The organism is Streptomyces sp. NBC_00461 (assembly GCF_036013935.1).
Classification (GTDB): Bacteria; Actinomycetota; Actinomycetes; order Streptomycetales; family Streptomycetaceae; genus Streptomyces.
This window is the reverse complement of record NZ_CP107902.1, coordinates 7,012,061-7,033,002: the sequence shown is the minus strand read 5'-3', so window position 1 is coordinate 7,033,002 and position 20,942 is coordinate 7,012,061. Positions and strand designations below refer to the sequence as shown.

At 69.8% G+C, this 20,942-nt stretch carries 21 protein-coding genes and 1 pseudogene; 1 reads left to right on the top strand and 21 read right to left on the bottom strand.

Features of this window, described 5'->3' with window-relative positions; genetic code table 11:
• Window positions 1-12: 12 nt before the first annotated feature.
• From OG870_RS32920 to rpsB, 10 genes are all read right to left on the bottom strand, one after another.
• The gene (locus tag OG870_RS32920; RefSeq protein WP_266522195.1) at window positions 13-1,032 is read right to left on the bottom strand and encodes an ABC transporter ATP-binding protein; all 1,020 of its coding nucleotides are present in this window, start codon (window positions 1,030-1,032) and stop codon (window positions 13-15) included.
• Window positions 1,033-2,634, bottom strand: a complete 1,602-nt coding sequence (locus OG870_RS32915; RefSeq protein WP_266592516.1) for an ABC transporter permease — start codon at window positions 2,632-2,634, stop codon at window positions 1,033-1,035.
• Window positions 2,635-2,672: 38 nt separating this feature from the next.
• On the bottom strand, window positions 2,673-3,749 hold the full coding sequence (locus tag OG870_RS32910) for a thiamine ABC transporter substrate-binding protein (RefSeq protein ID WP_266522193.1): 1,077 nt from the start codon (window positions 3,747-3,749) through the stop codon (window positions 2,673-2,675).
• 225 nt (window positions 3,750-3,974) lie between these two features.
• Window positions 3,975-5,081 (bottom strand): 23S rRNA (adenine(2503)-C(2))-methyltransferase RlmN, encoded by a 1,107-nt coding sequence (gene rlmN / locus OG870_RS32905; RefSeq protein ID WP_266522191.1) that lies wholly within the window; start codon window positions 5,079-5,081, stop codon window positions 3,975-3,977.
• 208 nt (window positions 5,082-5,289) lie between these two features.
• Complete coding sequence (locus tag OG870_RS32900) at window positions 5,290-5,742, bottom strand: SRPBCC family protein (RefSeq protein WP_266522189.1); 453 nt, start codon at window positions 5,740-5,742, stop codon at window positions 5,290-5,292.
• Between the two features lie 100 nt (window positions 5,743-5,842).
• Window positions 5,843-6,979: a phosphatidate cytidylyltransferase gene (locus OG870_RS32895; protein ID WP_266843792.1), complete on the bottom strand. Its 1,137-nt coding sequence runs from the start codon at window positions 6,977-6,979 to the stop codon at window positions 5,843-5,845.
• Window positions 6,979-7,536 carry a ribosome recycling factor gene (frr, locus tag OG870_RS32890; protein WP_266522185.1) on the bottom strand — a complete coding sequence of 186 codons (558 nt, stop codon included), beginning with the start codon at window positions 7,534-7,536 and terminating at the stop codon, window positions 6,979-6,981. Before frr ends, OG870_RS32895 begins: the two co-directional genes overlap by 1 nt.
• A gap of 145 nt (window positions 7,537-7,681) precedes the next feature.
• Window positions 7,682-8,440, bottom strand: a complete 759-nt coding sequence (pyrH, locus tag OG870_RS32885) for a UMP kinase (protein ID WP_266522183.1) — start codon at window positions 8,438-8,440, stop codon at window positions 7,682-7,684.
• 188 nt (window positions 8,441-8,628) lie between these two features.
• The gene (gene tsf, locus OG870_RS32880) at window positions 8,629-9,465 is read right to left on the bottom strand and encodes a translation elongation factor Ts (RefSeq protein WP_266522181.1); all 837 of its coding nucleotides are present in this window, start codon (window positions 9,463-9,465) and stop codon (window positions 8,629-8,631) included.
• A 183-nt stretch (window positions 9,466-9,648) separates the two neighbouring features.
• Window positions 9,649-10,608, bottom strand: coding sequence for a 30S ribosomal protein S2 (rpsB, locus tag OG870_RS32875; protein WP_266522178.1), 960 nt, complete (start codon window positions 10,606-10,608; stop codon window positions 9,649-9,651).
• 270 nt (window positions 10,609-10,878) lie between these two features.
• On the opposite strand from rpsB, the pseudogene OG870_RS32870 reads away from it, so the two are divergent.
• Window positions 10,879-11,445 (top strand): annotated as a pseudogene (locus OG870_RS32870) (murein hydrolase activator EnvC family protein); the annotation flags it as partial.
• Here the strand turns inward: OG870_RS32870 and OG870_RS32865 are convergent.
• From OG870_RS32865 to lepB (OG870_RS32815), 11 genes are all read right to left on the bottom strand, one after another.
• Window positions 11,445-12,002: a TetR/AcrR family transcriptional regulator gene (locus OG870_RS32865; RefSeq protein ID WP_266592514.1), complete on the bottom strand. Its 558-nt coding sequence runs from the start codon at window positions 12,000-12,002 to the stop codon at window positions 11,445-11,447. The pseudogene OG870_RS32870 and the gene OG870_RS32865 overlap by 1 nt on opposite strands.
• A gap of 73 nt (window positions 12,003-12,075) precedes the next feature.
• Complete coding sequence (gene whiG, locus OG870_RS32860) at window positions 12,076-12,918, bottom strand: RNA polymerase sigma factor WhiG (protein WP_266522173.1); 843 nt, start codon at window positions 12,916-12,918, stop codon at window positions 12,076-12,078.
• Window positions 12,919-13,195: 277 nt separating this feature from the next.
• Window positions 13,196-14,350 carry a DNA-processing protein DprA gene (gene dprA, locus OG870_RS32855; protein ID WP_266522170.1) on the bottom strand — a complete coding sequence of 385 codons (1,155 nt, stop codon included), beginning with the start codon at window positions 14,348-14,350 and terminating at the stop codon, window positions 13,196-13,198.
• Complete coding sequence (locus OG870_RS32850) at window positions 14,347-15,972, bottom strand: YifB family Mg chelatase-like AAA ATPase (protein ID WP_266843799.1); 1,626 nt, start codon at window positions 15,970-15,972, stop codon at window positions 14,347-14,349. The genes dprA and OG870_RS32850 overlap by 4 nt, the downstream gene beginning before the upstream one ends.
• A 1-nt stretch (window position 15,973) precedes the next feature.
• On the bottom strand, window positions 15,974-16,336 hold the full coding sequence (locus tag OG870_RS32845) for a YraN family protein (protein WP_266522166.1): 363 nt from the start codon (window positions 16,334-16,336) through the stop codon (window positions 15,974-15,976).
• An 88-nt stretch (window positions 16,337-16,424) separates the two neighbouring features.
• Window positions 16,425-16,733, bottom strand: a complete 309-nt coding sequence (locus OG870_RS32840; protein ID WP_003965949.1) for a DUF2469 domain-containing protein — start codon at window positions 16,731-16,733, stop codon at window positions 16,425-16,427.
• A gap of 56 nt (window positions 16,734-16,789) precedes the next feature.
• Entirely contained in the window at window positions 16,790-17,323 is a 534-nt protein-coding gene (locus OG870_RS32835; RefSeq protein WP_266590259.1) for an NUDIX hydrolase, read from the bottom strand.
• Window positions 17,313-18,089, bottom strand: a complete 777-nt coding sequence (gene lepB, locus OG870_RS32830) for a signal peptidase I (protein ID WP_266590257.1) — start codon at window positions 18,087-18,089, stop codon at window positions 17,313-17,315. The genes OG870_RS32835 and lepB (OG870_RS32830) overlap by 11 nt, the downstream gene beginning before the upstream one ends.
• Window positions 18,090-18,214: 125 nt before the next feature.
• Entirely contained in the window at window positions 18,215-19,198 is a 984-nt protein-coding gene (lepB, locus tag OG870_RS32825; protein WP_266590255.1) for a signal peptidase I, read from the bottom strand.
• Window positions 19,086-20,204 carry a signal peptidase I gene (gene lepB / locus OG870_RS32820; protein WP_266590253.1) on the bottom strand — a complete coding sequence of 373 codons (1,119 nt, stop codon included), beginning with the start codon at window positions 20,202-20,204 and terminating at the stop codon, window positions 19,086-19,088. The genes lepB (OG870_RS32825) and lepB (OG870_RS32820) overlap by 113 nt, the downstream gene beginning before the upstream one ends.
• Window positions 20,197-20,925 carry a signal peptidase I gene (lepB, locus tag OG870_RS32815; RefSeq protein ID WP_266590251.1) on the bottom strand — a complete coding sequence of 243 codons (729 nt, stop codon included), beginning with the start codon at window positions 20,923-20,925 and terminating at the stop codon, window positions 20,197-20,199. The genes lepB (OG870_RS32820) and lepB (OG870_RS32815) overlap by 8 nt, the downstream gene beginning before the upstream one ends.
• Between the last annotated feature and the right edge of the window lie 17 nt (window positions 20,926-20,942).

Below are 20,942 nucleotides of genomic sequence, written 5' to 3'. Positions count from 1 at the left end.
CGACCGGTCCCCTCAGCCGAGCACCACGATTTCGGCGGCATCGAACTCCACCCCGACCGCCTCCCCCACCTCCGGCGCCTCCCGCAGCGCCACCGCCGCCTCCAGCCTCGGCGCGTCCTCCGGCTGCAGCTGTACGGCGACGTGGGTGCCCTTGAAGGTGCGTGCGGCCACCGTGCAGCGCAGGCCCTCGTCGGCGGGGACCACACGCACACCGGCGGGGCGTACGAGCAGGGTTCGCGTCCCCTGCGGAGCGTCCTCGGTCACCGGCAGCTTGCCCCAGGGGGTGTCCGCGGCCTCACCGCTCACCATCCCCTCGACCACGTTGTCGAAGCCGAGGAAGCGGGCCACGAACTCGTCCGCGGGTCGCTGCCACACCTCAAGTGGCGTACCGGACTGGGCGATCCGCCCGTCCCGCATCACCACGACCCGGTCGGCGAGCGCGAAGGCCTCGCCCTGGTCGTGTGTCACGGCGAGGACCGTGGTGCCCAACCGTCCGAAGAGTTCCCTGAGTTCGACGACCAGCCGCTCCCGCAGCGAGCGGTCCAGCTGACCGAGCGGCTCGTCCAGCATCAGCAGCCGGGGACGGGGCGCGAGCGCACGGGCCAGCGCGACGCGCTGCTGCTCACCGCCGGACAGCGAGGCGACGGCCCGGCGGGCGGCGCCCGGGAGACCGACGAGTTCCAGCAACTCCCGTACCCGCTCGTCCTGTTGAGGGCGTGAAACCCCGCGCATCCGCAGCCCGAAGGCGACGTTCCCGCCCACGTCCCGTTGCGGGAACAGCTGATGGTCCTGGAACATCAGACCCACCCCACGCTTGTGCGCGGGCACGCCCGACTGGTCCCGTCCGTCGAGCGACACCCGCCCGCCGTCCAGGGGCTGCAGCCCCGCCACCACCCGCAGCAGCGTCGACTTGCCACTGCCGCTGGGCCCGAGCACGCACACGATCTCGTGCTCGGCGACATCGAGGCCGACGGCGTCGAGCACGGCCCGCCCGCCGAACCGCACGGTCGCCTCTTCCAGGCTCAGCAGCATCTAGAACTCCCCGGTCCGGTCGGTACGGAGCCGCTCAAGGACCAGCAGCGCCACCGCGCACACCACCATCAGAATCGTCGAAAGGGCCATCGCCTGGCCGTAGTTGAGATCGCCGGGCCGGCCGAGCAGTCGCGCCACGGCGACCGGCAGCGTCGGGTTGTCGGGCCGCGCGATGAACACGGTCGCCCCGAACTCCCCCAGCGACACCGCGAACGCGAACCCGGCCGCGACCAGCAGCGCCCGCCGCACCATCGGCAGATCGACCTCCCGCCACACCCGCCATGGCGACGCCCCGAGCACGGCCGCGGCCTCCCGCAGCCGCGCGTCCACGGCCCGCAGCACGGGCAGCATGGTCCGTACGACGAAGGGGACGCCCACCAGCGCCTGCGCGAGCGGCACCAGGATCCAGGACTGGCGCAGGTCCAGCGGGGGCTCGTCGAGGGCGATCAGGAAGCCGAAGCCGACGGTCACCGCGGAGACGCCGAGCGGCAGCATCAGCAGCGCGTCGAAGCCGCGGACCAGCCGGCCCGCGTCCCTGCGGGTCAGGGCCGCGGCGGCGAGAGCACCGATCACCACGGCGATGGCGGTGGCGGCGAGGGCGTACTGGAGGGAGTTGCCGATCGCCTGGATCGGCGGGACGAGGAAGATTCCGCCGTCCTCGCTCGTGAGCGCCCGGTAGTAGCCGAAGCCGGGTGCGCCCAGCGACCGTTGCACCAGGACGGCGAGCGGCAGCACGAGCAGGACGGCGATGGTGCCGAGGACACCGGCCAGCAGCGCCCACTGCCCGGCCCCGTGCGGCCGCCGGGCCGTGGTGTTCGCGTCCACCAGCCGCAGCGCGGTCTCCCGCCGCTGTACCGTCCAGGCGTGCACGGCGAGGATCGCGCCCACCGCCACGAACTGGACGATCGTGAGTACGGCGGCCGTGGACAGGTCGAAGATCTCGGAGGTCTGCCGGTAGATCTCCACCTCGAGCGTGGAGAAGGTCGGCCCGCCCAGGATCTGCACCACACCGAAGGAGGTGAAGGTGAAGAGGAAGACCATGAGCGCGGCGGCGGCGACTGCGGGCGCGAGAGCGGGCAGCGTGACCCTGCGCCAGGCCCGGAATCGCGAGGCGCCCAGCATCCGCGCCGCCTCCTCCTGACGCGGGTCGAGTTGCCCCCACAGGCCGCCGACGGTCCGTACGACGACGGCGTAGTTGAAGAAGACGTGCGCGAGCAGGATGGCCCAGACGGTGGTGTCCAGCCGTACGCCCCACATCTCGTCGAGGAGTCCCCCGCGTCCGACGAGCGCCAGGAACGCCGTACCGACGACGACCGTCGGCAGCACGAAGGGGACGGTGACGACGGCCCGCAGGACCTGCTTGCCGGGGAAGTCGAAGCGCGCGAAGACGTACGCGCCGGGGAGCGCGATCAGCAGCGTGAGCGCGGTGGAGGCGAGCGCCTGCCACGTGGTGAACCACAGCACGTGCCGGATGTCGGACTGCGCGACGACGTCCACGATCCGGCCGAACTGCCAGGCGCCGTCGACCTTGAGCCCGCGCGCCACGATCGCGGCGACGGGCCAGGCGAAGAACAGGGCGAAGAACGCGACCGGCACGGCCATGAGCCCGAGCCGCGCCGCGTTCTGGCGCCTGCGCGGCGCTACTTCAGTACGAGTGACGTCCACGACTTGACCCACTGGTCACGGCTGGCGGCGATCCTGGTCGGGGCCATGGTCTCGGGGTCCTTGGCCTGCGGCCCGTACTTCACGAACTCGGGCGGCACCTGGGCGCCCTCGCGCACCGGGTAGACGAACATGTTGAGCGGCATGTCGTCCTGGAACTCCTTGGTGAGCAGGAAGTCGAGGAACGCCTTACCGCCCTTGCTGTTCCTGGCGTTGCTGAGCAGCCCCGCGTACTCGATCTGCCGGAAGCAGGTGCCGTACGACACTCCGGTCGGCGCGGTCTTCGGCTTCGGGTGGCTGTAGATCACCTCGGCGGGCGGCGAGGAGGCGTACGACACGACGAGCGGCCGGTCGGCCTTGGCCTTCTTGCCGCCGGCTGACCCGGAGAACTCCTCGGTGTACGCCTGCTCCCAGCCGTCGACGACCTTGACGCCGTTCGCCGTGAGCTTCTTCCAGTAGCCCTGCCAGCCGTTGTCGCCGTACTTGGCCGCGGTACCGAGCAGGAAGCCGAGGCCGGGCGAGGAGGTGGAGGCGTTCTCGGTGACGAGGAGGTTCTTGTACGCGGGCTTGACCAGGTCGTCGAACGACTGCGGCGGGGCCAGCTTGTGCTTGCTGAAGTACGCCTTGTCGTAGTTGACGCAGATGTCGCCGGAGTCGATGGGCGTGACGCGGTGCTTGTCCTGGTCGACCCGGTACTGCGCCTGGATCTGACCTGCGCCCTTCGCCTCGTACGGCTGGAAGAGGCCGTTGTCGAGCGCCCGCGACAGCAGGGTGTTGTCGACGCCGAAGAAGACGTCGCCCTGCGGGTTGTCCTTGGTGAGGATGGCCTTGTTGACGGCCTGCCCCGCGTCACCGTCCTCGAGGACGTGGACCTTGTAGCCGGACTGCTTCTCGAAGTCGGCGAGGACATTCTTGGAGACGGCCCACGAGTCGTGGCTGACGAGGGTGACGGTCCTGGAGTCCGCCGAGCCCCCGCTGCCGGACGACGACCCGCACGCGGACAGCGTGATCAGGCCGAGGCCGACCGCGGCGGCCACGAACGTCTTGGTGTGCACTGGATTCCTCCTGGCTGACCAGGAAGAGACGCGGCCCTGCCCGGGACCGTCGGAAAGATCCGCCGGCTCCCGGGCAGGGCGCAACAGCTTGAGTGAAGACCGAACTTCCTACCCAGAATGACCTGGGCAAGGTTCAGAGGGTCTGCGGCCCGGTTGCCGCACTCTCAGCGCTGTGGCGCTCCCCTGTCGGAATATGAAGATGTACGTACGGGTCAGGTTACCCGGTCACCGCTCGGTGGCAGCGAGCTGGCCGCAGGCTCCGTCGATCTCCTGGCCCCGGGTGTCCCGGACGGTCACCGGCACGCCGTGCGCCGCGATGGCCTCGACGAACGCCTTCTCGTCCTCGGGCCGTGAGGCCGTCCACTTCGAACCCGGCGTCGGGTTCAGCGGAATGAGGTTGACGTGCACGGGCTTGCCCTTGAGTAGCCGGCCGAGCCGGTCACCACGCCAGGCCTGGTCGTTGATGTCGCGAATGAGCGCGTACTCGATGCTCAGCCGTCGCCCGCTCTTCTCCACGTACTCGAACCCGGCGTCGAGGACCTCGCGCACCTTCCACCGGGTGTTGACGGGGACGAGGGTGTCGCGCAACTCGTCGTCGGGGGCGTGCAGCGAGATGGCGAGCCGGCACTTGAAGCCCTCGTCGGCGAACCGGTGGATCGCCGGGACGAGCCCGACGGTCGACACGGTGATGCCGCGCTGCGACAGCCCGAGCCCGTCGGGGGCAGGGTCGGTGAGCGCCCGTACGGCTCCCACGACCCGCTTGTAGTTGGCGAGAGGCTCGCCCATGCCCATGAACACGATGTTGGAAAGCCGCGCGGGCCCACCGGGGACCTCACCGTCCCGCAGCGCCCGCATCCCGTCCACGATCTGATGGACGATCTCGGCGGTGGACAGATTCCGGTCCAGCCCCGCCTGCCCGGTCGCACAGAACGGGCAGTTCATCCCGCACCCGGCCTGCGAACTGATGCACATGGTCACCCGGTCGGGATACCGCATCAGCACCGACTCGACGAGCGTCCCGTCGAACAGCCGCCACAGCGTCTTGCGGGTCGTCCCCTCGTCCGTCGACAGATGCCGTACGACGGTCATCAGCTCGGGAAGCAGCACCTCCTGCAGCTTCCCGCGCGAGCCGGCCGGAATGTCGGTCCACTCCGCCGGGTCGTGCGCGAACCGCGCGAAGTAGTGCTGCGAGAGCTGCTTGGCACGAAACGGCTTCTCGCCGATCTCGGCCACCGCTTCCTTGCGCTCGGCAGGCGTGAGGTCGGCAAGGTGCCGCGGCGGCTTCTTGGCTCCGCGGGGGGCGACGAAAGTGAGTTCTCCGGGCTTAGGCATAGCTCAACCAGTGTCGCAGATCGAATCGGGTGACCTGCGGCCCACGGCTGCGAGTGCGGGCGTCGACGGCCCCTACTGATCCTCCCTCCACCACCGCGGACGGCCCGGCGGCGACCCCGCGGTCCTGCCTGACCTGGGGTTACGTGGACAACGCCGCTGGAGCCCCGACGACGTCTGCACCTCTCGTCGGCGCCTGAACCCGGAGGCCCTACGTGGTCGCCTTGTGCTCCAGCCTGTCCTTCAGCAACTGCTCGTTGCGCGGCAGCTCCTTGCGGACCTGGGGGCGGACGAGGAGTGGCAGAAGGACCTTGCCGATGCCGTGGCCGTCGAAGTCGAGGTCCATCGTCACGCGGGACCGCCGACCGTCGTCGAGCGGCTCCACCGCCCCGTGGAAGTGCCCCCTGACCGGGCCGTCTATACCGCGCAGACCCCAGCTGTGCGGCGGGTCGTACTCGGTGAACTCCATGGTCATCGGCATCTCGCGGCGCCCGACCCGGCGGGTGACGCGGACCCGGGAACCGGGGTGGAGCGGCCCCTCGTCGAGCTGTTCCGCGGAGACCGCGCTCAGCTGCCACTCGGGCAGATGTGACGGATCGATGACGTACGCCCAGACGTCTTCGGGAGTGCGGTCTACGTCGATCTCTTCATGGAAGGCGGACATGGCGCCCTCCCTTCAGGGAGATCCCCTTTGAGGGCTTACACCGGAATCGTCCCACTCGGCTGAGACTGACGCCATCGACCGGGTGGGACTTCCGAAACCGTCAGCCCGAGCCGACGAACAGCACCATCAGCAGCCACACCACGGGCGCCGTGGGTAGCAGCGAGTCCAGCCGGTCCATGATCCCGCCGTGGCCGGGGAGCAGCGTGCCCATGTCCTTGATGCCCAGGTCCCGCTTGATCATCGACTCGCCGAGGTCGCCGAGCGTGGCACTGGCCGCGACCGCGAAGCCGAGGACCAGACCCTGCCACCAGGAGCCGTCGTCGATGAGGAACTGCATGCACAGCGCACCCGCCACCATCGCGAAGGACACCGCGCCGAGCAGGCCCTCGCGGGTCTTGCCGGGGCTGATGCGCGGGGCGAGCTTGTGCTTGCCGAAGCGCCAGCCGACGGCATACGCGCCGGTGTCGCTGACCACCGTCAGCAGCAGGAAGGTCATGACGCGCCAGGGGCCGTCGTGGGCCGCCAGCATCAGCGCGACGAACGTCGCCAGGAACGGCACGTAGAACGCGGCGAAGACGCCCGCGGTGACGTCCTTGAGGTAGCCCTCGGGCGGCTCCGTCATACGCCATACGAGGACGGCGAGTGCCGTGAGCGCCATGGCCACCCACGCGCCCTCGGCGCCCCGGACGTACCCGGCGACGACCATCGCGGCGCCACCGAGCGCCAGCGGGACCAGGGGCGCCTTGATGCCCTTGCGCTCCTGCAGCCGGCTGGTCAGTTCCCACAGGCCCACCACGACGGCGACGACGACCACTCCGACGAAGACGGCCTTGACGACGAACAGGGACGCGATGATCACTACGCCGAGCCCGACGCCGACGCCTATGGCCGCACCCAGGTCGCGCCCCGCGCTCTTCTTCTGCGGCGGGGGCGCCGGCTGCGGGGCGTCGGGCATGGGCTCCGGATTCTGCTGCGCCGCTGGGTAGGGCGGCGACTGCGGCGGTTCGTCGCGGAACAAGGGGCCGCCCAGCCGAGCGGCCCCCCGGTCGTCATCCTGGTCACCGCCGTACGGGGGTACCTCGGGCACGATGGGCATGGGGCGAGTCTGCTGCGCCTTGGGCGCATCGTACGCGGGACCCGCCGGGGCAGCCCCCTGGACAGGTCCCTGGTCGGTCGGCCCCCAGTACCCGGCCTGTGACCCGGTGTGGGGCGGCGCTCCCCAGGAAGATTCGTTCATCAGACCTCGAGCAGCTCCGCTTCCTTGTGCTTCAGGAGCTCGTCCACCTGGGCCACGTACTTGTGGGTGGAGTCGTCGAGTTCCTTCTCCGCACGGCGGCCCTCGTCCTCGCCGACCTCGCCGTCCTTGATCAGCTTGTCGATGGCGTCCTTGGCCTTGCGGCGCACGGAGCGGATGGAGACCCGGGAGTCCTCGGCCTTGCCCTTGGCGACCTTGATGTAGTCGCGGCGGCGCTCCTCGGTGAGCTCGGGGAACACCACTCGGATGATGTTGCCGTCGTTGCTCGGGTTGACGCCCAGGTCGGAGTCACGGATGGCCTGCTCGATGTTGCGCAGGGCCGTCTTGTCGAACGGGGTCACTACCGCCATGCGCGGCTCCGGCACGGAGAACGAAGCCAGCTGGTTGATCGGCGTCGGCGCGCCGTAGTAGTCGGCCACGATCTTGTTGAACATCGCCGGGTGCGCACGACCGGTGCGGATCGCGGCGAAGTCCTCCTTGGCGACCACGACGGCCTTCTCCATCTTCTCCTCGGCCTCGAGGAGGGTCTCTTCGATCACCACTTGCTCCTGCGTGTCTTGAGTGAGGCCCGGCTGCGGTTCCTTGGTGGGGGCGGCGGCCGGCTGCGTCGCGTCTTCTTCCTGCACGGTTCCCGACCGGCAGGACATTGTCCATCCCCCGGTCAGGGTCCATGGGTGTTGCTGGTCAGTCCCGGTTGTCCTGGTCACCCACGAGCGTGCCGATCTTCTCACCCTTGACGGCGCGGGCGATATTGCCCTCGACGATGAGCTCGAAGACCAGGATCGGGAGCTTGTTGTCGCGGCACAGGGTGATGGCGGTCATGTCCGCGACCTTGAGGTCCTGGGTGATGACCTCGCCGTAGCCGAGGGAGTCGAACTTGACGGCGTCCGGGTTGCGCTTCGGGTCGGAGTCGTAGACCCCGTCCACGCCGTTCTTACCCATCAGCAGCGCCTCGGCGTCGATCTCCAGGGCGCGCTGGGCGGCGGTGGTGTCGGTGGAGAAGTACGGCATGCCCATACCGGCACCGAAGATGACCACACGGCCCTTCTCCAGGTGCCGTACGGCGCGCAGCGGGATGTACGGCTCGGCGACCTGGCCCATGGTGATGGCGGTCTGCACCCGGCTGTCGATGCCCTCCTTCTCCAGGAAGTCCTGGAGGGCGAGGCAGTTCATGACCGTGCCGAGCATGCCCATGTAGTCGGAGCGGGCCCGGTCCATGCCGCGCTGCTGCAGCTCCGCGCCACGGAAGAAGTTGCCGCCGCCGATGACGACCGCGATCTCGGCGCCGTCCCGGACGACGGCGGCGATCTCACGGGCGATCTTGTGCACCACGTCGGGGTCCACGCCCAGGCCCCCGCCGCCGGAGAAGGCCTCACCGGACAGCTTCAGCAGAAACCGGCCGTGTACTTTGCCGTCGTCGCTCTTCTGAGCCTTGGTGGTCATGGAGATCCCGCCTCTTTCAGGTGATGCACATACGAAGAAGGCCACTGCCGGTGGGGTGTCGTTCGCAACCCATTCTCGGCAATGGCCTCCTTGTCAGATCTGCTGTCGTCCGTCACGCGCGTGCGTGACGGCGTACCGGACGACTGCACTCGACCCTATCGGGCCGACGCGCCGTTCGCGGCACGGACTCAGATGCCGACCTTGATGCGCGTGAAGCGCTTCAGGGTGACACCGGCCTCGTCCAGGACCTTCTGGACCGACTTCTTGTTGTCGAGCGCGAACGGCTGACCGAGCAGCGTGGCGTCCTTGAAGAAGCCGTTGAGGCGACCCTCGACGATCTTCGGCAGGGCGGCCTCGGGCTTGCCCTCGGCGCGGGTGGTCTCCTCGGCGACGCGGCGCTCGGACTCGACGACCTCGGCCGGCACGTCCTCCTTGGAGAGGTACTTCGGCGCGAAGGCGGCGATGTGCTGGGCGACGCCCTTGGCGATCTCCGCGTTCGGCTTGTCCAGCTCGACGAGGACACCGATCTGCGGGGGCAGGTCGGGCATCGTGCGGTGCATGTACGCGGACACGAAGCCGTCGGCGTACTGCGCGAAGCGGTCGAGGACGATCTTCTCGCCGAGGTTGGCGTTGGCCTCGTCCACGAACGCCTGGACGGTCTTGCCGGCCTCGATCTCGGAGGCGAGCAGGGCCTCGAGGTCGGCCGGGGAGGTCTTGGCGACGTGCTCGGCGATCGCGTTCGCGACAGCCTGGAACTTGTCACCCTTGGCGACGAAGTCCGTCTCGCACTTCAGCTCGACCAGGACGCCGGAGGAGTTGTCGTCGGCGATGATCGAGACCACGGCGCCGTTCTCGGCGGAGCGGCCCTCGCGCTTGGCGACGCCCTTCTGGCCCTTGATACGGAGCGCCTCGACGGCCTTCTCGACGTTGCCCTCGGCCTCGTCCAGCGCCTTCTTGCAGTCCATCATGCCGGCGCCGGTGAGCTCACGAAGCTTCTTGACGTCGGCGGCGGTGTAGTTCGCCATGAGTCTGTGAATCTTTCTCGAAGTCTGGAAGATCGAAGATCTACGGGGTCTACAGCCCCCATGTAGTCGGAGGCCGCTGACACTCCGCCGACCTACGGGTTAACGGCGGGAGCGGACTCCACCAGCGCCTGAGGCGCTGGTGGATTCAGTACCGCTCCCGCCGTCAACTCTGACGCTGACGGATCAGGCCTGCTCGGCGTCCGCGGCCGGAGCGGCCTCTTCGGCCGGAGCCTCAGCCGCGGGGGCCTCGGCGGCGGGGGCCTCGGCAGCCGGAGCCTCAGCAGCCGGAGCCTCAGCAGGGGCCTCGGCGGCGGGAGCCTCGGCAGCGGCCTCGGCCGGCTTCTCGGCGGCCTCTTCGGAGTCCGCCTTCTTCTCGCCCTCGAGCAGGTCGCGCTCCCACTCGGCGAGCGGCTCGCCCGCGGCCTTCTCGCCCTTGTCACCGGTGGCGACGCGAGAGCGGGAGATGAGGCCCTCGGCGACCGCGTCGGCGATCACACGGGTGAGCAGGGTGACGGAGCGGATCGCGTCGTCGTTGCCCGGGATCTTGTAGTCGACCTCGTCGGGGTCGCAGTTGGTGTCGAGGATGGCGACGACCGGGATGTTGAGCTTCCGGGCCTCACCGACCGCGATGTGCTCCTTCTTGGTGTCCACGATCCAGACGGCGCTGGGCACCTTCTGCATCTCGCGGATACCACCGAGGGTCTTCTCCAGCTTGGCCTTCTCGCGCGAGAGCACGAGAAGCTCCTTCTTGGTCAGACCCGAAGCGGCGACGTCCTCGAAGTCGATCTGCTCGAGCTCCTTGAGGCGCTGCAGACGCTTGTAGACGGTGGAGAAGTTGGTGAGCATGCCGCCCAGCCAGCGCTGGTTGACGTAGGGCATGCCGACGCGGGTGGCCTGCTCGGCGATGGCCTCCTGCGCCTGCTTCTTCGTGCCGACGAACATGACCGTGCCGCCGTGGGCGACGGTCTCCTTGACGAACTCGTAGGCGCGGTCGATGTACGACAGCGACTGGAGCAGGTCGATGATGTAGATGCCGTTGCGCTCGGTGAAGATGAAGCGCTTCATCTTCGGGTTCCAGCGACGGGTCTGGTGACCGAAGTGGACGCCGCTTTCCAGCAGCTCCCGCATCGTGACGACGGCCATGGCCGTTCTCCTTGGTGTTCTCGGTTGTGCCGCGGGGGCCGGACGGCTCCCGCGCCTGACGCCCACATGCGCCGTGCCACGAAGGACCGAGGAGCGCTGACACCGGCTTTTGATCGCCAGATGTCGGGGCGTGCGAAGTCGACCCGGTGACCCGGATCGCCAGAAGAAGTGTACGGGACCGGCGAGGCGCCGGGTGACGTCGCTGTCCACAACCGGGGAGTAGTCCACAGATCCCGGCCATGTCCGGGCGGGGTGCGGGACGGTGACGGCATGCGAGCGAAGCGATACGAGCGCCTGACGGGAGCGGCCCTGCTGGCGCTGACCTCGGCGGTCCTGACCCCTTGGGCCTGGGCGGACGCCCCGCCTCCACCGCCTGCCCCGAGCCCGGGCACCCCGGCCGTCGCCCGCGCCTGGCCGGTGGGAACGCACCCGGCGGTGCTACGGGGCTGGGAGCCCCCGGCGACGCTCTACGGCCGCGGCCACCGGGGCGTCGACCTGGCGGCCCCGGCGGGGACACCGGTGCGGGCGGTGGCGGCCGGCCGGGTGTCCTTCGCAGGCCGGGTGGCAGGACGGGGCGTGGTCTCCGTGGAGTTGACGGGCACCGATCTGCGAACGACGTACGAACCGGTGGCGGCGTCGGTGAAGAAGGGTGACGAGGTGCGGGCCGGCGAGCCGGTGGGCACGGTCAAGGGCACGGGATCGCACTGCACGGTCACGTGCGTGCACTGGGGCCTGCTGAGGGGTGACACCTACCTGGACCCGCTGTCGCTGCTGCCGCCCTGGCTGCTGCACAGGGGGCCGTCCAGGCTGCTGCCCGTACTGGGAGTCCCCCTGCCTCAGCCTCGAACGCCCCGCAGCGCCATGGCCACGGCCGCGTCCGTGATCTCCGCCGGGTCCTCCGCGGCACCGAGTTCGATCCGCCGGACAGCCGCGTCGACGATCCCCTGAAGCAGCATCGCCGCCAGTCGGGGCTCCGCGTGGCCCAGCTCCCCCAGCGCCTCGCCGATCATCGCGACGAGCCCGCCGTGCGCGGCCCGGATCTTCTCCCGGGCGCCCGCGTCGAGTTCACTCGCCGAAATGGCGACCACGGCCCGGTGCCGCCGGTCCCCGACCAGGGCCAGCTGCTGTCGCACGTACGCCTCGACCGTGGCCTCGGCCGACTCCGCCCGCTCCATCGCCGCAGCGACCTCGGCGGCCCACACGGGAAAGTCGACCGCGCACAGTTCCTCGACCACGGCGGCCCGGGACCGGAAGTACTCGTACACGGACGACCGCGCAAGACCCGTCCGCTCGGCGAGGGCCGGGAAGGTCAGCGCCTCCGTGCCGCCGTCGGACAGCAGCGACCGCGCCGCGTCCAGCAGGGCGGCTCGCTGCATCGACCGGTGCTCGGCCACGGAGGCCGCTCGAATCCTTGGCACGTCAACCACTCTACGGACGCACCACCCCCGATGGGAGTGACCGAGCCGCTCAGCGTCCGAAGCTCGCCAGCTTCGCGCGCAGTTGCAGCACCGACTTGGTGTGGATCTGGCTGACCCGGCTCTCGGTCACACCGAGCACGTTCCCGATCTCGGCGAGCGTCAGCCCCTCGTAGTAGTACAGGGTGACCACGGTCTTCTCCCGCTCGGGCAGGGTGTTGATCGCCCGCGCCAGAAACCGCCTGAGCTCCCGGTCCTCGACCACCTCGACCGGGTTGTCGGCGGCGGTGTCCTCCAGCGTGTCCATCACGCTGAGCCCGTCCCCGCTCTCGCCGCCCACATGCAGCAGCTCCTCCAGGGCCACCACGTTCGCCAGCGACAACTGGCTGAACACCGCGTGGAGTTCGTCCACCGCAATGCCCATCTCGGAGGCCACCTCACCCTCCGACGGCGTCCGTCTGAGCCGCGCCTCCAGCGTCGCGTACGCCCGCTCGACGTTGCGCGCCTTCTGCCGCACCGACCGCGGAATCCAGTCCAGCGCCCTGAGCTCGTCGATCATCGCGCCCCGGATCCGCGTGATCGCGTACGTCTCGAACTTGATCTCCCGGTCGATGTCGAACTTCTCGATCGCGTCGATCAGCCCGAACACCCCGGACGAGACGAAGTCGGCCTGCTCGACGTTGGGCGGCAGCCCGACGCTCACCCGCCCGGCCACGTACTTGACCAGCGGCGAGTAGTGCAGGATCAGCTGCTCCCGCAGCCGCTCCTCCCCCGTGTCCTTGTACGACCGCCACAGCTCGTCGAGCGTCGAGGGAGCGGGCGGTCGCACGCTGCCACCGTCACGGGCGGCTGGGGGGATCGCCGCCCGGTCGGACCCGGAGGTGTGCTGGGGCATTCGTCGCCTAGTGCCGTTCTGCAGTGAAGTGGGGCTGCCTGGGTGAGCTGTCGGTCTGATGTCGAGATGCCGGTCTGCGCCGGAATCCACGTGAGCGTAGCGTGACTGGAGTGTTGCGGTGCGCGAACATCGGCACGGAACCTGTGCGCGGACGCGTTCCGCAGGGCACTCCGCCGAGTCACGAAGGTTGCTGTGCGTGATGGCCGGGGGGCGCCAACTGGGCGTATTTGCACAGGTTTCAGGCTTCCCCCGGACGGCCGAACACGCTCGGTCAGCATCAGCTGCGACCCCCGCGGACGGAGATCATCGCCTGGCGTGTCAACTTCCAGCCGTCGCCGTGTCGTTCGACGTAACCGAGTGATCGGAGTTCGTACAGTTTCGCGATCGCGTCGTCCTGCGTGGTCTGCGCGCCTCGCGCGATCTCCCGAGGTGGCGCCGCGCCTCGGCCGGGCAGCGCGGCCAGCACCCGGCGCGCGCCCGGGTCCAGCAGATCGCGGGGCAGCACCGGCCCGCGCCGGTCCGGCGCCAGCTCCCCCATGTCGCCGACGAGCTCGACTACTTCCGCGGCGTCGGAGACCAGCACGGCGTCACCCCGCAGGAGTTCGTGGACTCCCGCGGACAGGGCGCTGGTGGCGGGGCCGGGCACTCCCATCGTGTGACGCCCGAGCCGCTGGGCCGCCCGTGCCGTGGCCAGCGAGCCACTACGGTGGGCGGCCTCGACCACGACGGTGCCCCTGGTCAGGGCGGCGATCACCCGGTTGCGGACGATGAATCTGCTCGGCGTCGGATGATCGCCGGGCGGCAACTCCCCGATGACGAGTCCCTGTTCCGCGATCCTGGTGATCAACTCGGTGTGTCCGCGCGGATAGCAGAGGTCGGCCCCGCAGGCGAGGACGGCCACGGTGGCGCCGCCGGCGCCCAGCGCGCCCCGGTGTGCGGCGCCGTCGACCCCGTAGGCACCGCCGGACACGACCACCCAGCCGTGCTCGGCGAGGCCCGCGCCGAGGGTGGCCGCCACATGGGCTCCGTAACCGGTGCACGCCCGTGCGCCCACGACGGCGACGGATCTGAGCGCCCACATCCGCAGGCTGGGCCGCCCCCGCACCCACAGCCCGATGGGCCTCGCGTCCCCGAGATCATCGAGCTGTCCCGGCCAGTCCCCGGCTCCCGGCACCACGAACCGCATCCCGGCTTCCCGGGCGGCGGCCAGGTCCCGCTCCGGCTCGGCCTCCCGTGCCCGGTCCAACAGCCCGGCCCACCGCTTGTCGGTGATTCCGACGAGCTGCGGTCCACCGTCGCGCAGCCTGCCCGCCACCTCCCTCGCCCCGATCTCACGCAGCCACCGTCCGGCGACCTCGTCACCCGGTTCGAGGACTCGGCTGAGGAAGACACGGGCGAGCAGCTCATCGTGCTGATCGCCGTCGGCGCTCATGTCCGCGCCCCGATGGCCATGGGCACGCCGCGCGGTACGCCGGTACGCAGTTGCAGCGCCAGGGCGACGTCCGTGGCGTCAGGTCGGTCGTGGCCGACGAGGTCCGCGACGGTCCAGGCGACGCGCAGCACGCGGTCGAGACCGCGGGCGGTCAGCACGCCTCGCTCCAGGTTGCGTTCCGCCTCGTCCATCGCTCCGCTCGCGGCGTGCCAGCGACCGCGCAGCTCCTGGCCGGGGACTTCGCTGTTGGTCAGCCATGGGGTGCCTTCGAGCCGGGCCGCCGCCCGTTCCCTGGCCGCGCGCACCCGGTCGGCGACCGTGACGGTGGACTCGCCGTGGCCATCGCGCCGGGTCAGCTCGGCCCGGGTGACCCGATCGACCTCGACCCTCAGGTCGACGCGGTCGAGCAGGGGGCCGGACAGCCGCGCCTGGTAACGGCGGATCGCTGAGGGCGGACACTCGCAGAAATCGTCCCGCTGGGAGAAACGGCCGCACGGACAAGGGTTGGCGGCCAGCACCATCAGGAACTTCGCCGGGAACCGCACGACGCCCGCGCTGCGCGCGATCACGACATGCCCGGCCTCCAGGGGCTGCCGCAGCGCGTCGAGGGCCCGGCTGCTGAACTCGGGTGTCTCGTCGAGAAAGAGAACGCCGCGATGGGAGAGCGAGACGGCGCCGGGGCGCGCCATGCCGGGTCCACCGCCCACGAGGGCCTGCATGGTCGCCGAGTGGTGCGGAGCGCAGTACGGTGCGACGTTGATCATGGGTTTGCCCGGGGGCAGCAGACCGGCCACCGAGTGGACCGCGGTGACCTCGAGCGACTCGGTCCGGCCGAGCCGGGGCAGGATGGCGGGCAGTCGCTCCGCGAGCATCGTCTTTCCGGCGCCCGGCGGGCCCTCAAGGAAGATGTGATGGCCGCCCGCCGCGGCGACCTCCACCGCGGTCCTCGCCGAGGTCTGGCCCACCACATCGGCGAGGTCATGGCCGTGGTCGTACTGTGCGGCGCCCAGGCTGTGCATCCCCGTGGCCGCGCCGGTGCCGGGCACCCGCAGACCGGCGAGGAGCGGATCCGGGCGGCCCCGCTCGTCCGGTTCCTCGTCGGGCACGGGCTCGTCCGCCAGGACCGCGATCAGCTGCCGCAGGCTGCGCACACCGAGTACGGACACGCCAGGCACCAGGGAGGCCTCCGCGGCCGCGCACTCGGGCACCACCACCTGTTCGTAGCCGGCGTCCGCCGCGGCCAGCACCGCCGGCAGGATGCCCCGGACGGGCCGGACCCGACCGTCCAGTCCCAGCTCCCCGATCATCACGATGTCGGCGAGCACCCGCGGATCGATCCGCTCGGAGGCGCCGAGCACGGCGCAGGCGATGGCCATGTCGAAGCCGCTGCCGGCCTTCGGCACCGACGCCGGGCTGAGCCCGACCGTGAGTTTCTTCTGCGGCCATTCGCCACCGGAGTTGACGACCGCCGCCCGCACCCGGTCCCGGCTCTCGCTCAGGCTCTTGTCCGGCAGCCCCACGAGCGTGAACGCCGCCACTCCGGGCTCCAGATCGGCCTGGACCTCGACCACCACACCCTCGACGCCGACCAGCGCCACCGAGCACGTACGCGCGAAGCCCATCTCAGGCCACCCCCCGCGCGTGCTCGACCACCGGCGCGCCCTTGTCCGGGAGGACGACGCCGATCAGGTCGATGCGGACGCCTCCCGGTGGAGCTCCCCCGTGTGTCTGGATCCAGCGCTCCGCGAGATCACGCAGCCGTTGCGCCTTGTCCGGACCGATCGCTGCCATCGGATGCTCGAAGCGGCCGTCCCTGCGGGTCTTGACCTCGCAGACGACCAGCACTTCACCGTCGAGCGCGACGATGTCGATCTCGCCGGCCCTGCCACAGCGCCAGTTCCGCTCAAGGACCGTCATCCCGGCTTCGGCCAGCCGCCGCGCGGCCAGATCTTCGCCGTACCTGCCGAGTGCCCTGCGTGCGTTCATGTCGGCACCACCTCCGGCGCCAACCGTCACGCACCCGCCCCCAAGAAGTGGATCTTGGTGGACAACTCAGCGGTTGTGGATAACCCCGTCACCCGCCGGGCAGCTCCAAGTCGCTCTTGTTCAGCTCCTCGATGTTCACGTCCTTGAACGTGAGCACCCGCACCTGCTTCACGAACCGAGCCGGCCGGTACATGTCCCAGACCCAGGCGTCCGCCATGGACACCTCGAAGAACACCTCACCCTGGACCGAGTGCACCTGCATCTCGTAGTCGTTGGTCAGATAGAAGCGCCGCTCGGTCTCAATCACGTATTTGAACAGACCGACGACATCGCGGTACTCCCGGTAGAGCTTCAGCTCCATCTCGGTCTCGTACTTCTCGAGGTCCTCGGCGCTCATGGCAGCTTCCCCTTCACCCGTGCGATCCCACCATTGTGCGCCAGTCCCGTGAGCCCCTAGACGATTTCGGGGTCAAGCGTCACGGGCCCGGCCGGGGGACCTTCGTCGAGCAGCCTGCTCAGCAGCTCGGCGAGTCTGGTCGGATACACCGTCTCATGTGCCCGGGTCAGTTCCTGACACGTCCACCATCGCGCTCCGGCGACGCTGCGCCGCTCCAGCTCCGTGAGGCCCATGGCCTCGGGCACCACCTCGGGCGTGTCCGCCGTCCGGGCCAGGTAGTACCACTCGTCCTGGTCCCAGCGGCGCCCCGCGAACGGGAAGGAGCACATCCGTCGCCACAGCACCGGGCCGAGTTCGACCTCGGTGATGCCGGTCTCCTCGGCGAGTTCCCTGCGGGCGGCCTCTTCACGAGTCTCGTCGCCCTCCAGACCGCCGCCCGGCGTGAACCACCAGTCGTCGGCCGGATCGCCCGGCTCGTGGCCGTGCAGGAGAAGGATGCGGTCCTCCGGGTCCAGCAGGACGATCCGGGCGACCTTGCGCAGACCGCCCCGGTACGAGTCCTCGTCAGCGCCCGCCGCCTCAGCGGGCACCCACGGGCTCCGTCCGCGCCCTGGTACGGCGCTTGTCCATCCGCTTGGCGACCGGGCCGTACGCTCCGCCACCGAGGACGAGGGCGGCTCCGGCCACGATCAGGGCGACGATGACCCGCAGCGGGCCCTGCTGGGACAGCGCACCGAGGGTCTCGAAGCCGGTGGGGCGTTCCAGCATGCCGTTCATGGGCCAGACGACGGCGTCCACCCGGGCGGTCACCGCGGAGCGCGCGACGGTGCCCTGGGCGGCGTCGCTGAGGTGGGCGGAGGAGTCCAGGGAGCCTTCGCGCTCGTCGCCGAGCAGGAACAGGCGGTCCTTGGGGACCTTCACGCTCGGGATCTTCTTGTCCTCGACGACGTTGCCCTTGAGATAGGCCTCGTCGATCTGCTTGCCGTTGACGGTCAGCTTGCCGTTCGTGCAGCAGGAGACCGTGTCGCCGCCGACCGCGACCACGCGCTTGACCACGGCCGCGCCGGTCACCCAGGACTTGTCGTTGAAGACGACGACGTCGCCCCGGCGTATCTCGCTGCCGTCGACGCGCTGTGCCAGGACCCGGTCGCCGGCGTCGATGGTCGGTGTCATCGAGCTGGTCGGCACGGTATACGGCCGGTAGACCACCGCTCCCCAGGCGAATCCTCCCAGGAACAGCACACAGCCCAGTGCGACCGCCAGTCCGGACAGTCGCTGTCCGGTCCGGCTGCCCACCGGGCTCGTGCTGGTGCCACCGCTGCGCGGGGCCGTACGCGTCGTGCTCTCGCCACCCATGGGTCCGCACCCTACCCGGCGGTACCTGAGCCGGTCAGCCCCTCCGCCGCGACCAAGGTCACAAGCTCCACGAGGGTTTCACCAGACCGTCAGGTACGCCCGGGGAGCGGCGGCCGAGGGGCGGCTCAGCGGATCTGCTCGACGGCGGTCTTCCTGCGGCGCCACAGGGCCACCGGGACCACACCGGTCAGCGCGAGCGCGTTCGGTGCGGCCGTCAGGGCGGCGGACGCCGAGGACTGGTTGTTCAGGTCGGGCTGGTCGAAGGTGTCCGGGACCGGAAGGGTGTTCCAGCGGGTGATCGGCCACGCGATGACGATGGCGCGTCCGACGACCTTGTTCACCGGGACCATGCCGTTGTGCTTGTCGCTCTGGTTGTAGCGCGAGTCGCGCGAGTTCTGGCGGTGGTCGCCCATGACCCAGATGTAGCCCTTGGGGACCTTCACCGAGAACTGGCCGCCCTGGTCGTCGACGCTGCACGGTGTGTTGCCCGCGTACACGAACGACGCGTCGTTGAGTGCCTTGCCGTTGACCGTCAGCGGGCCTGAGCCCTTGCAGGAGACGGTGTCGCCGCCGACGCCGATGACGCGCTTGATGAGGTCCTTCTCCTCGGCGGACGGCATCAGGCCGATCCAGCTGAGGACCTTCTGCAGTGCGTTCGGAGTGGCCGTGGGCTCGCCCGCCAGCCAGTTGTCCGGGTCGTGGAAGACGACGACCTCGCCGCGCCCCGGCTCCGAGCCGAACCAGGGGGTGAGCTTGTCGACGAGAACTCGGTCGCCCTGCTGAAGGGTGTTCTGCATCGAGTCCGACGGAATCGAGAACGCCTGCACCAGAAACGTCTTGATCAGCAGCGCCAGCACGAGCGCGATACCGATCAGAATGGGCAGCTCCTTCCAGAAGGAGCGCTGTTTGCTGGGCTTGGGGGGTGTTCCGCCCGAGCCCTTTTCTCCGGCCCGGTCCCGCTCGTCCGGCACCGTGCCGTCCTCGGTCGCCCCGGAGTCACTCCCGGGGGTCACGGCGCTGTCCGCGGCCGGGACGGACGCGGAGACCCCTTGGACGGGTTGTCCACGGTGCTCCTCGCCGTCGTGTCCGGACCGTGCGCCAACCGCCACATCCCCCACGCCAACTCCTTACTCTGCTTCGCCGCCTGCCCCTTACGCGGTGCAGGCCCACCACTCCCATAACGAGCGGGAGTTCCGCAGGGCTCGGGAGCTGGATCGTTCCGTTGAATTCGTCCGGAGCAACCCTATGCGACAGCCGGGGAGACGCGGTCGCCCCCGACACGGAGTTGGAAACGGAGGAGAAAGTTTTAGGTTCCTTCAAGGAAGTCCAGTGGCCGAAGGGCCAGGCGATGACCTTCGCCCGTCCCACCACGGAGTCCAGGGAGACCGTGCCGCCGTAGTCGGTGTTCTGGTGGGCCCGTGAGTCCGCGGAGTTGGCGCGGTGGTCGCCCATCACCCACAGGCGCCCCTGGGGGACGGTGATGTCGAACGGCTGTATGGAGGGGGCGTTCCCGGGATACAGGTAGTCGCCCTCGGTCAGCGGTACGCCGTTGACCGTCATCCGCCCTTGGGCGTCGCAGCACTTGACGTGGTCGCCGCCGACTCCGATGACCCGCTTGATCAGGTCCTTCTCGTTGTCGGACGGCAGCAGGCCGATGAAGGTGAGTCCCTCCTTGACCTGCTTGACGACGACGGGGTCGTTCTTCTTCGTGGTGGTCTGCTCGTCCGCGAGCCAGCCGCCGGGGTCCTTGAAGACGACGACGTCCCCGCGCTTGGGCTCGGAGCCGAACCACGGGGTGAACTTGTCGACCAGGACACGGTCGCCGATCCGGATCGTCTGCTCCATGGAGCCGGACGGGATCACGAACGCCTGGACGAGGAACGTCTTCAGGACCAGGGCGATGAGGACCGCGACGCCGACCAGGAGGGGTATCTCCTTGACCGCGCCGCGCCTGCGCTTTCGCTTGACCTTGCGCTGGAGCTTGCGGCGCTCGGCGCGGGTGCGTCCGCCGGTCGCGCCGCCACCGGTGCGACGGGAGCCGGTGGGCAGCAGGTTCTCGGTGCCGAAGGGGCCGTCGGGTGTCGCCGCTCCGCGTGGTCTGCCACGGTTACCCATGCGCACCGTCCGCCGCGGGCACGCGCGCGTAGGCGCCGGGACGGTGCAGGCGGATCCAGTGGGCGGAGGGCCAGACGATCCAGTCGGCCCGTCCGATGACGTCGGACACCGGGATCATGCCGCCGCCGGGCGAGCCCAGGTGGTCACGGGAGTCGCTGGAGTCGCTGCGGTGGTCGCCGAGGAGGAACAGGGTGCCCTGGGGCACGACGACCTTGAAGGGCACCGAGGACGGGCTGTCACCGGGGTACAGGAACGTCGACTCGTCGACCGACCGGCCGTTCACCTCGATCCTCCCCTCCTTGTCGCAGCAGACCACGTGGTCTCCCCCCACGCCCACGACGCGCTTGATGTAGTCGCCGCTCCCGAAGTACCCCGTTCCGTCGAACACGACGACATCGCCGCGCCGCGGCTCGGCACCGAAACGGTACGCCAACTTATTTACGAGAACGCGGTCCCCGACCCTCAATCCGTTTTCCATGGATCCGCTGGGAATCTGGAAGGGTTGCACCACGAAAGCGTTGAGGATCAGCAAAAACACCAGGCAGACCAGCAGGGTCAGCGAGATCCACCCGCCCGGAAGCCAGTCGGTGATACGCGCCACCAACGCGAAACGCGACCGTCCCTCCGGCCCTTCCGTCTCCGGGATCTCCTGGGAGACGTCCTCGGAATCGGAAGGGCGGGAGGAGCGGTCGCGCTCCGTCTGCTGTGCTTCGGTGTCCATCGAGGCCAGATGCTATC

Excerpts from the sequence above, each read along its gene's own strand:
- OG870_RS32920 (WP_266522195.1), bottom strand. The coding sequence starts at position 1,032 with ATGCTGCTGAGCCTGGAAGAGGCGACCGTGCGGTTCGGCGGGCGGGCC.
- OG870_RS32915 (WP_266592516.1), bottom strand. The coding sequence starts at position 2,634 with ATGGCCGTGCCGGTCGCGTTCTTCGCCCTGTTCTTCGCCTGGCCCGTC.
- rlmN (WP_266522191.1), bottom strand. The coding sequence starts at position 5,081 with ATGCCTAAGCCCGGAGAACTCACTTTCGTCGCCCCCCGCGGAGCCAAG.
- OG870_RS32900 (WP_266522189.1), bottom strand. The coding sequence starts at position 5,742 with ATGTCCGCCTTCCATGAAGAGATCGACGTAGACCGCACTCCCGAAGAC.
- OG870_RS32895 (WP_266843792.1), bottom strand. The coding sequence starts at position 6,979 with ATGAACGAATCTTCCTGGGGAGCGCCGCCCCACACCGGGTCACAGGCC.
- pyrH (WP_266522183.1), bottom strand. The coding sequence starts at position 8,440 with ATGACCACCAAGGCTCAGAAGAGCGACGACGGCAAAGTACACGGCCGG.
- tsf (WP_266522181.1), bottom strand. The coding sequence starts at position 9,465 with ATGGCGAACTACACCGCCGCCGACGTCAAGAAGCTTCGTGAGCTCACC.
- rpsB (WP_266522178.1), bottom strand. The coding sequence starts at position 10,608 with ATGGCCGTCGTCACGATGCGGGAGCTGCTGGAAAGCGGCGTCCACTTC.
- whiG (WP_266522173.1), bottom strand. The coding sequence starts at position 12,918 with ATGCCCCAGCACACCTCCGGGTCCGACCGGGCGGCGATCCCCCCAGCC.
- dprA (WP_266522170.1), bottom strand. The coding sequence starts at position 14,350 with ATGAGCGCCGACGGCGATCAGCACGATGAGCTGCTCGCCCGTGTCTTC.
- OG870_RS32850 (WP_266843799.1), bottom strand. The coding sequence starts at position 15,972 with ATGGGCTTCGCGCGTACGTGCTCGGTGGCGCTGGTCGGCGTCGAGGGT.
- OG870_RS32845 (WP_266522166.1), bottom strand. The coding sequence starts at position 16,336 with ATGAACGCACGCAGGGCACTCGGCAGGTACGGCGAAGATCTGGCCGCG.
- OG870_RS32840 (WP_003965949.1), bottom strand. The coding sequence starts at position 16,733 with ATGAGCGCCGAGGACCTCGAGAAGTACGAGACCGAGATGGAGCTGAAG.
- lepB (WP_266590257.1), bottom strand. The coding sequence starts at position 18,089 with ATGGGTGGCGAGAGCACGACGCGTACGGCCCCGCGCAGCGGTGGCACC.
- lepB (WP_266590253.1), bottom strand. The coding sequence starts at position 20,204 with ATGGGTAACCGTGGCAGACCACGCGGAGCGGCGACACCCGACGGCCCC.
- lepB (WP_266590251.1), bottom strand. The coding sequence starts at position 20,925 with ATGGACACCGAAGCACAGCAGACGGAGCGCGACCGCTCCTCCCGCCCT.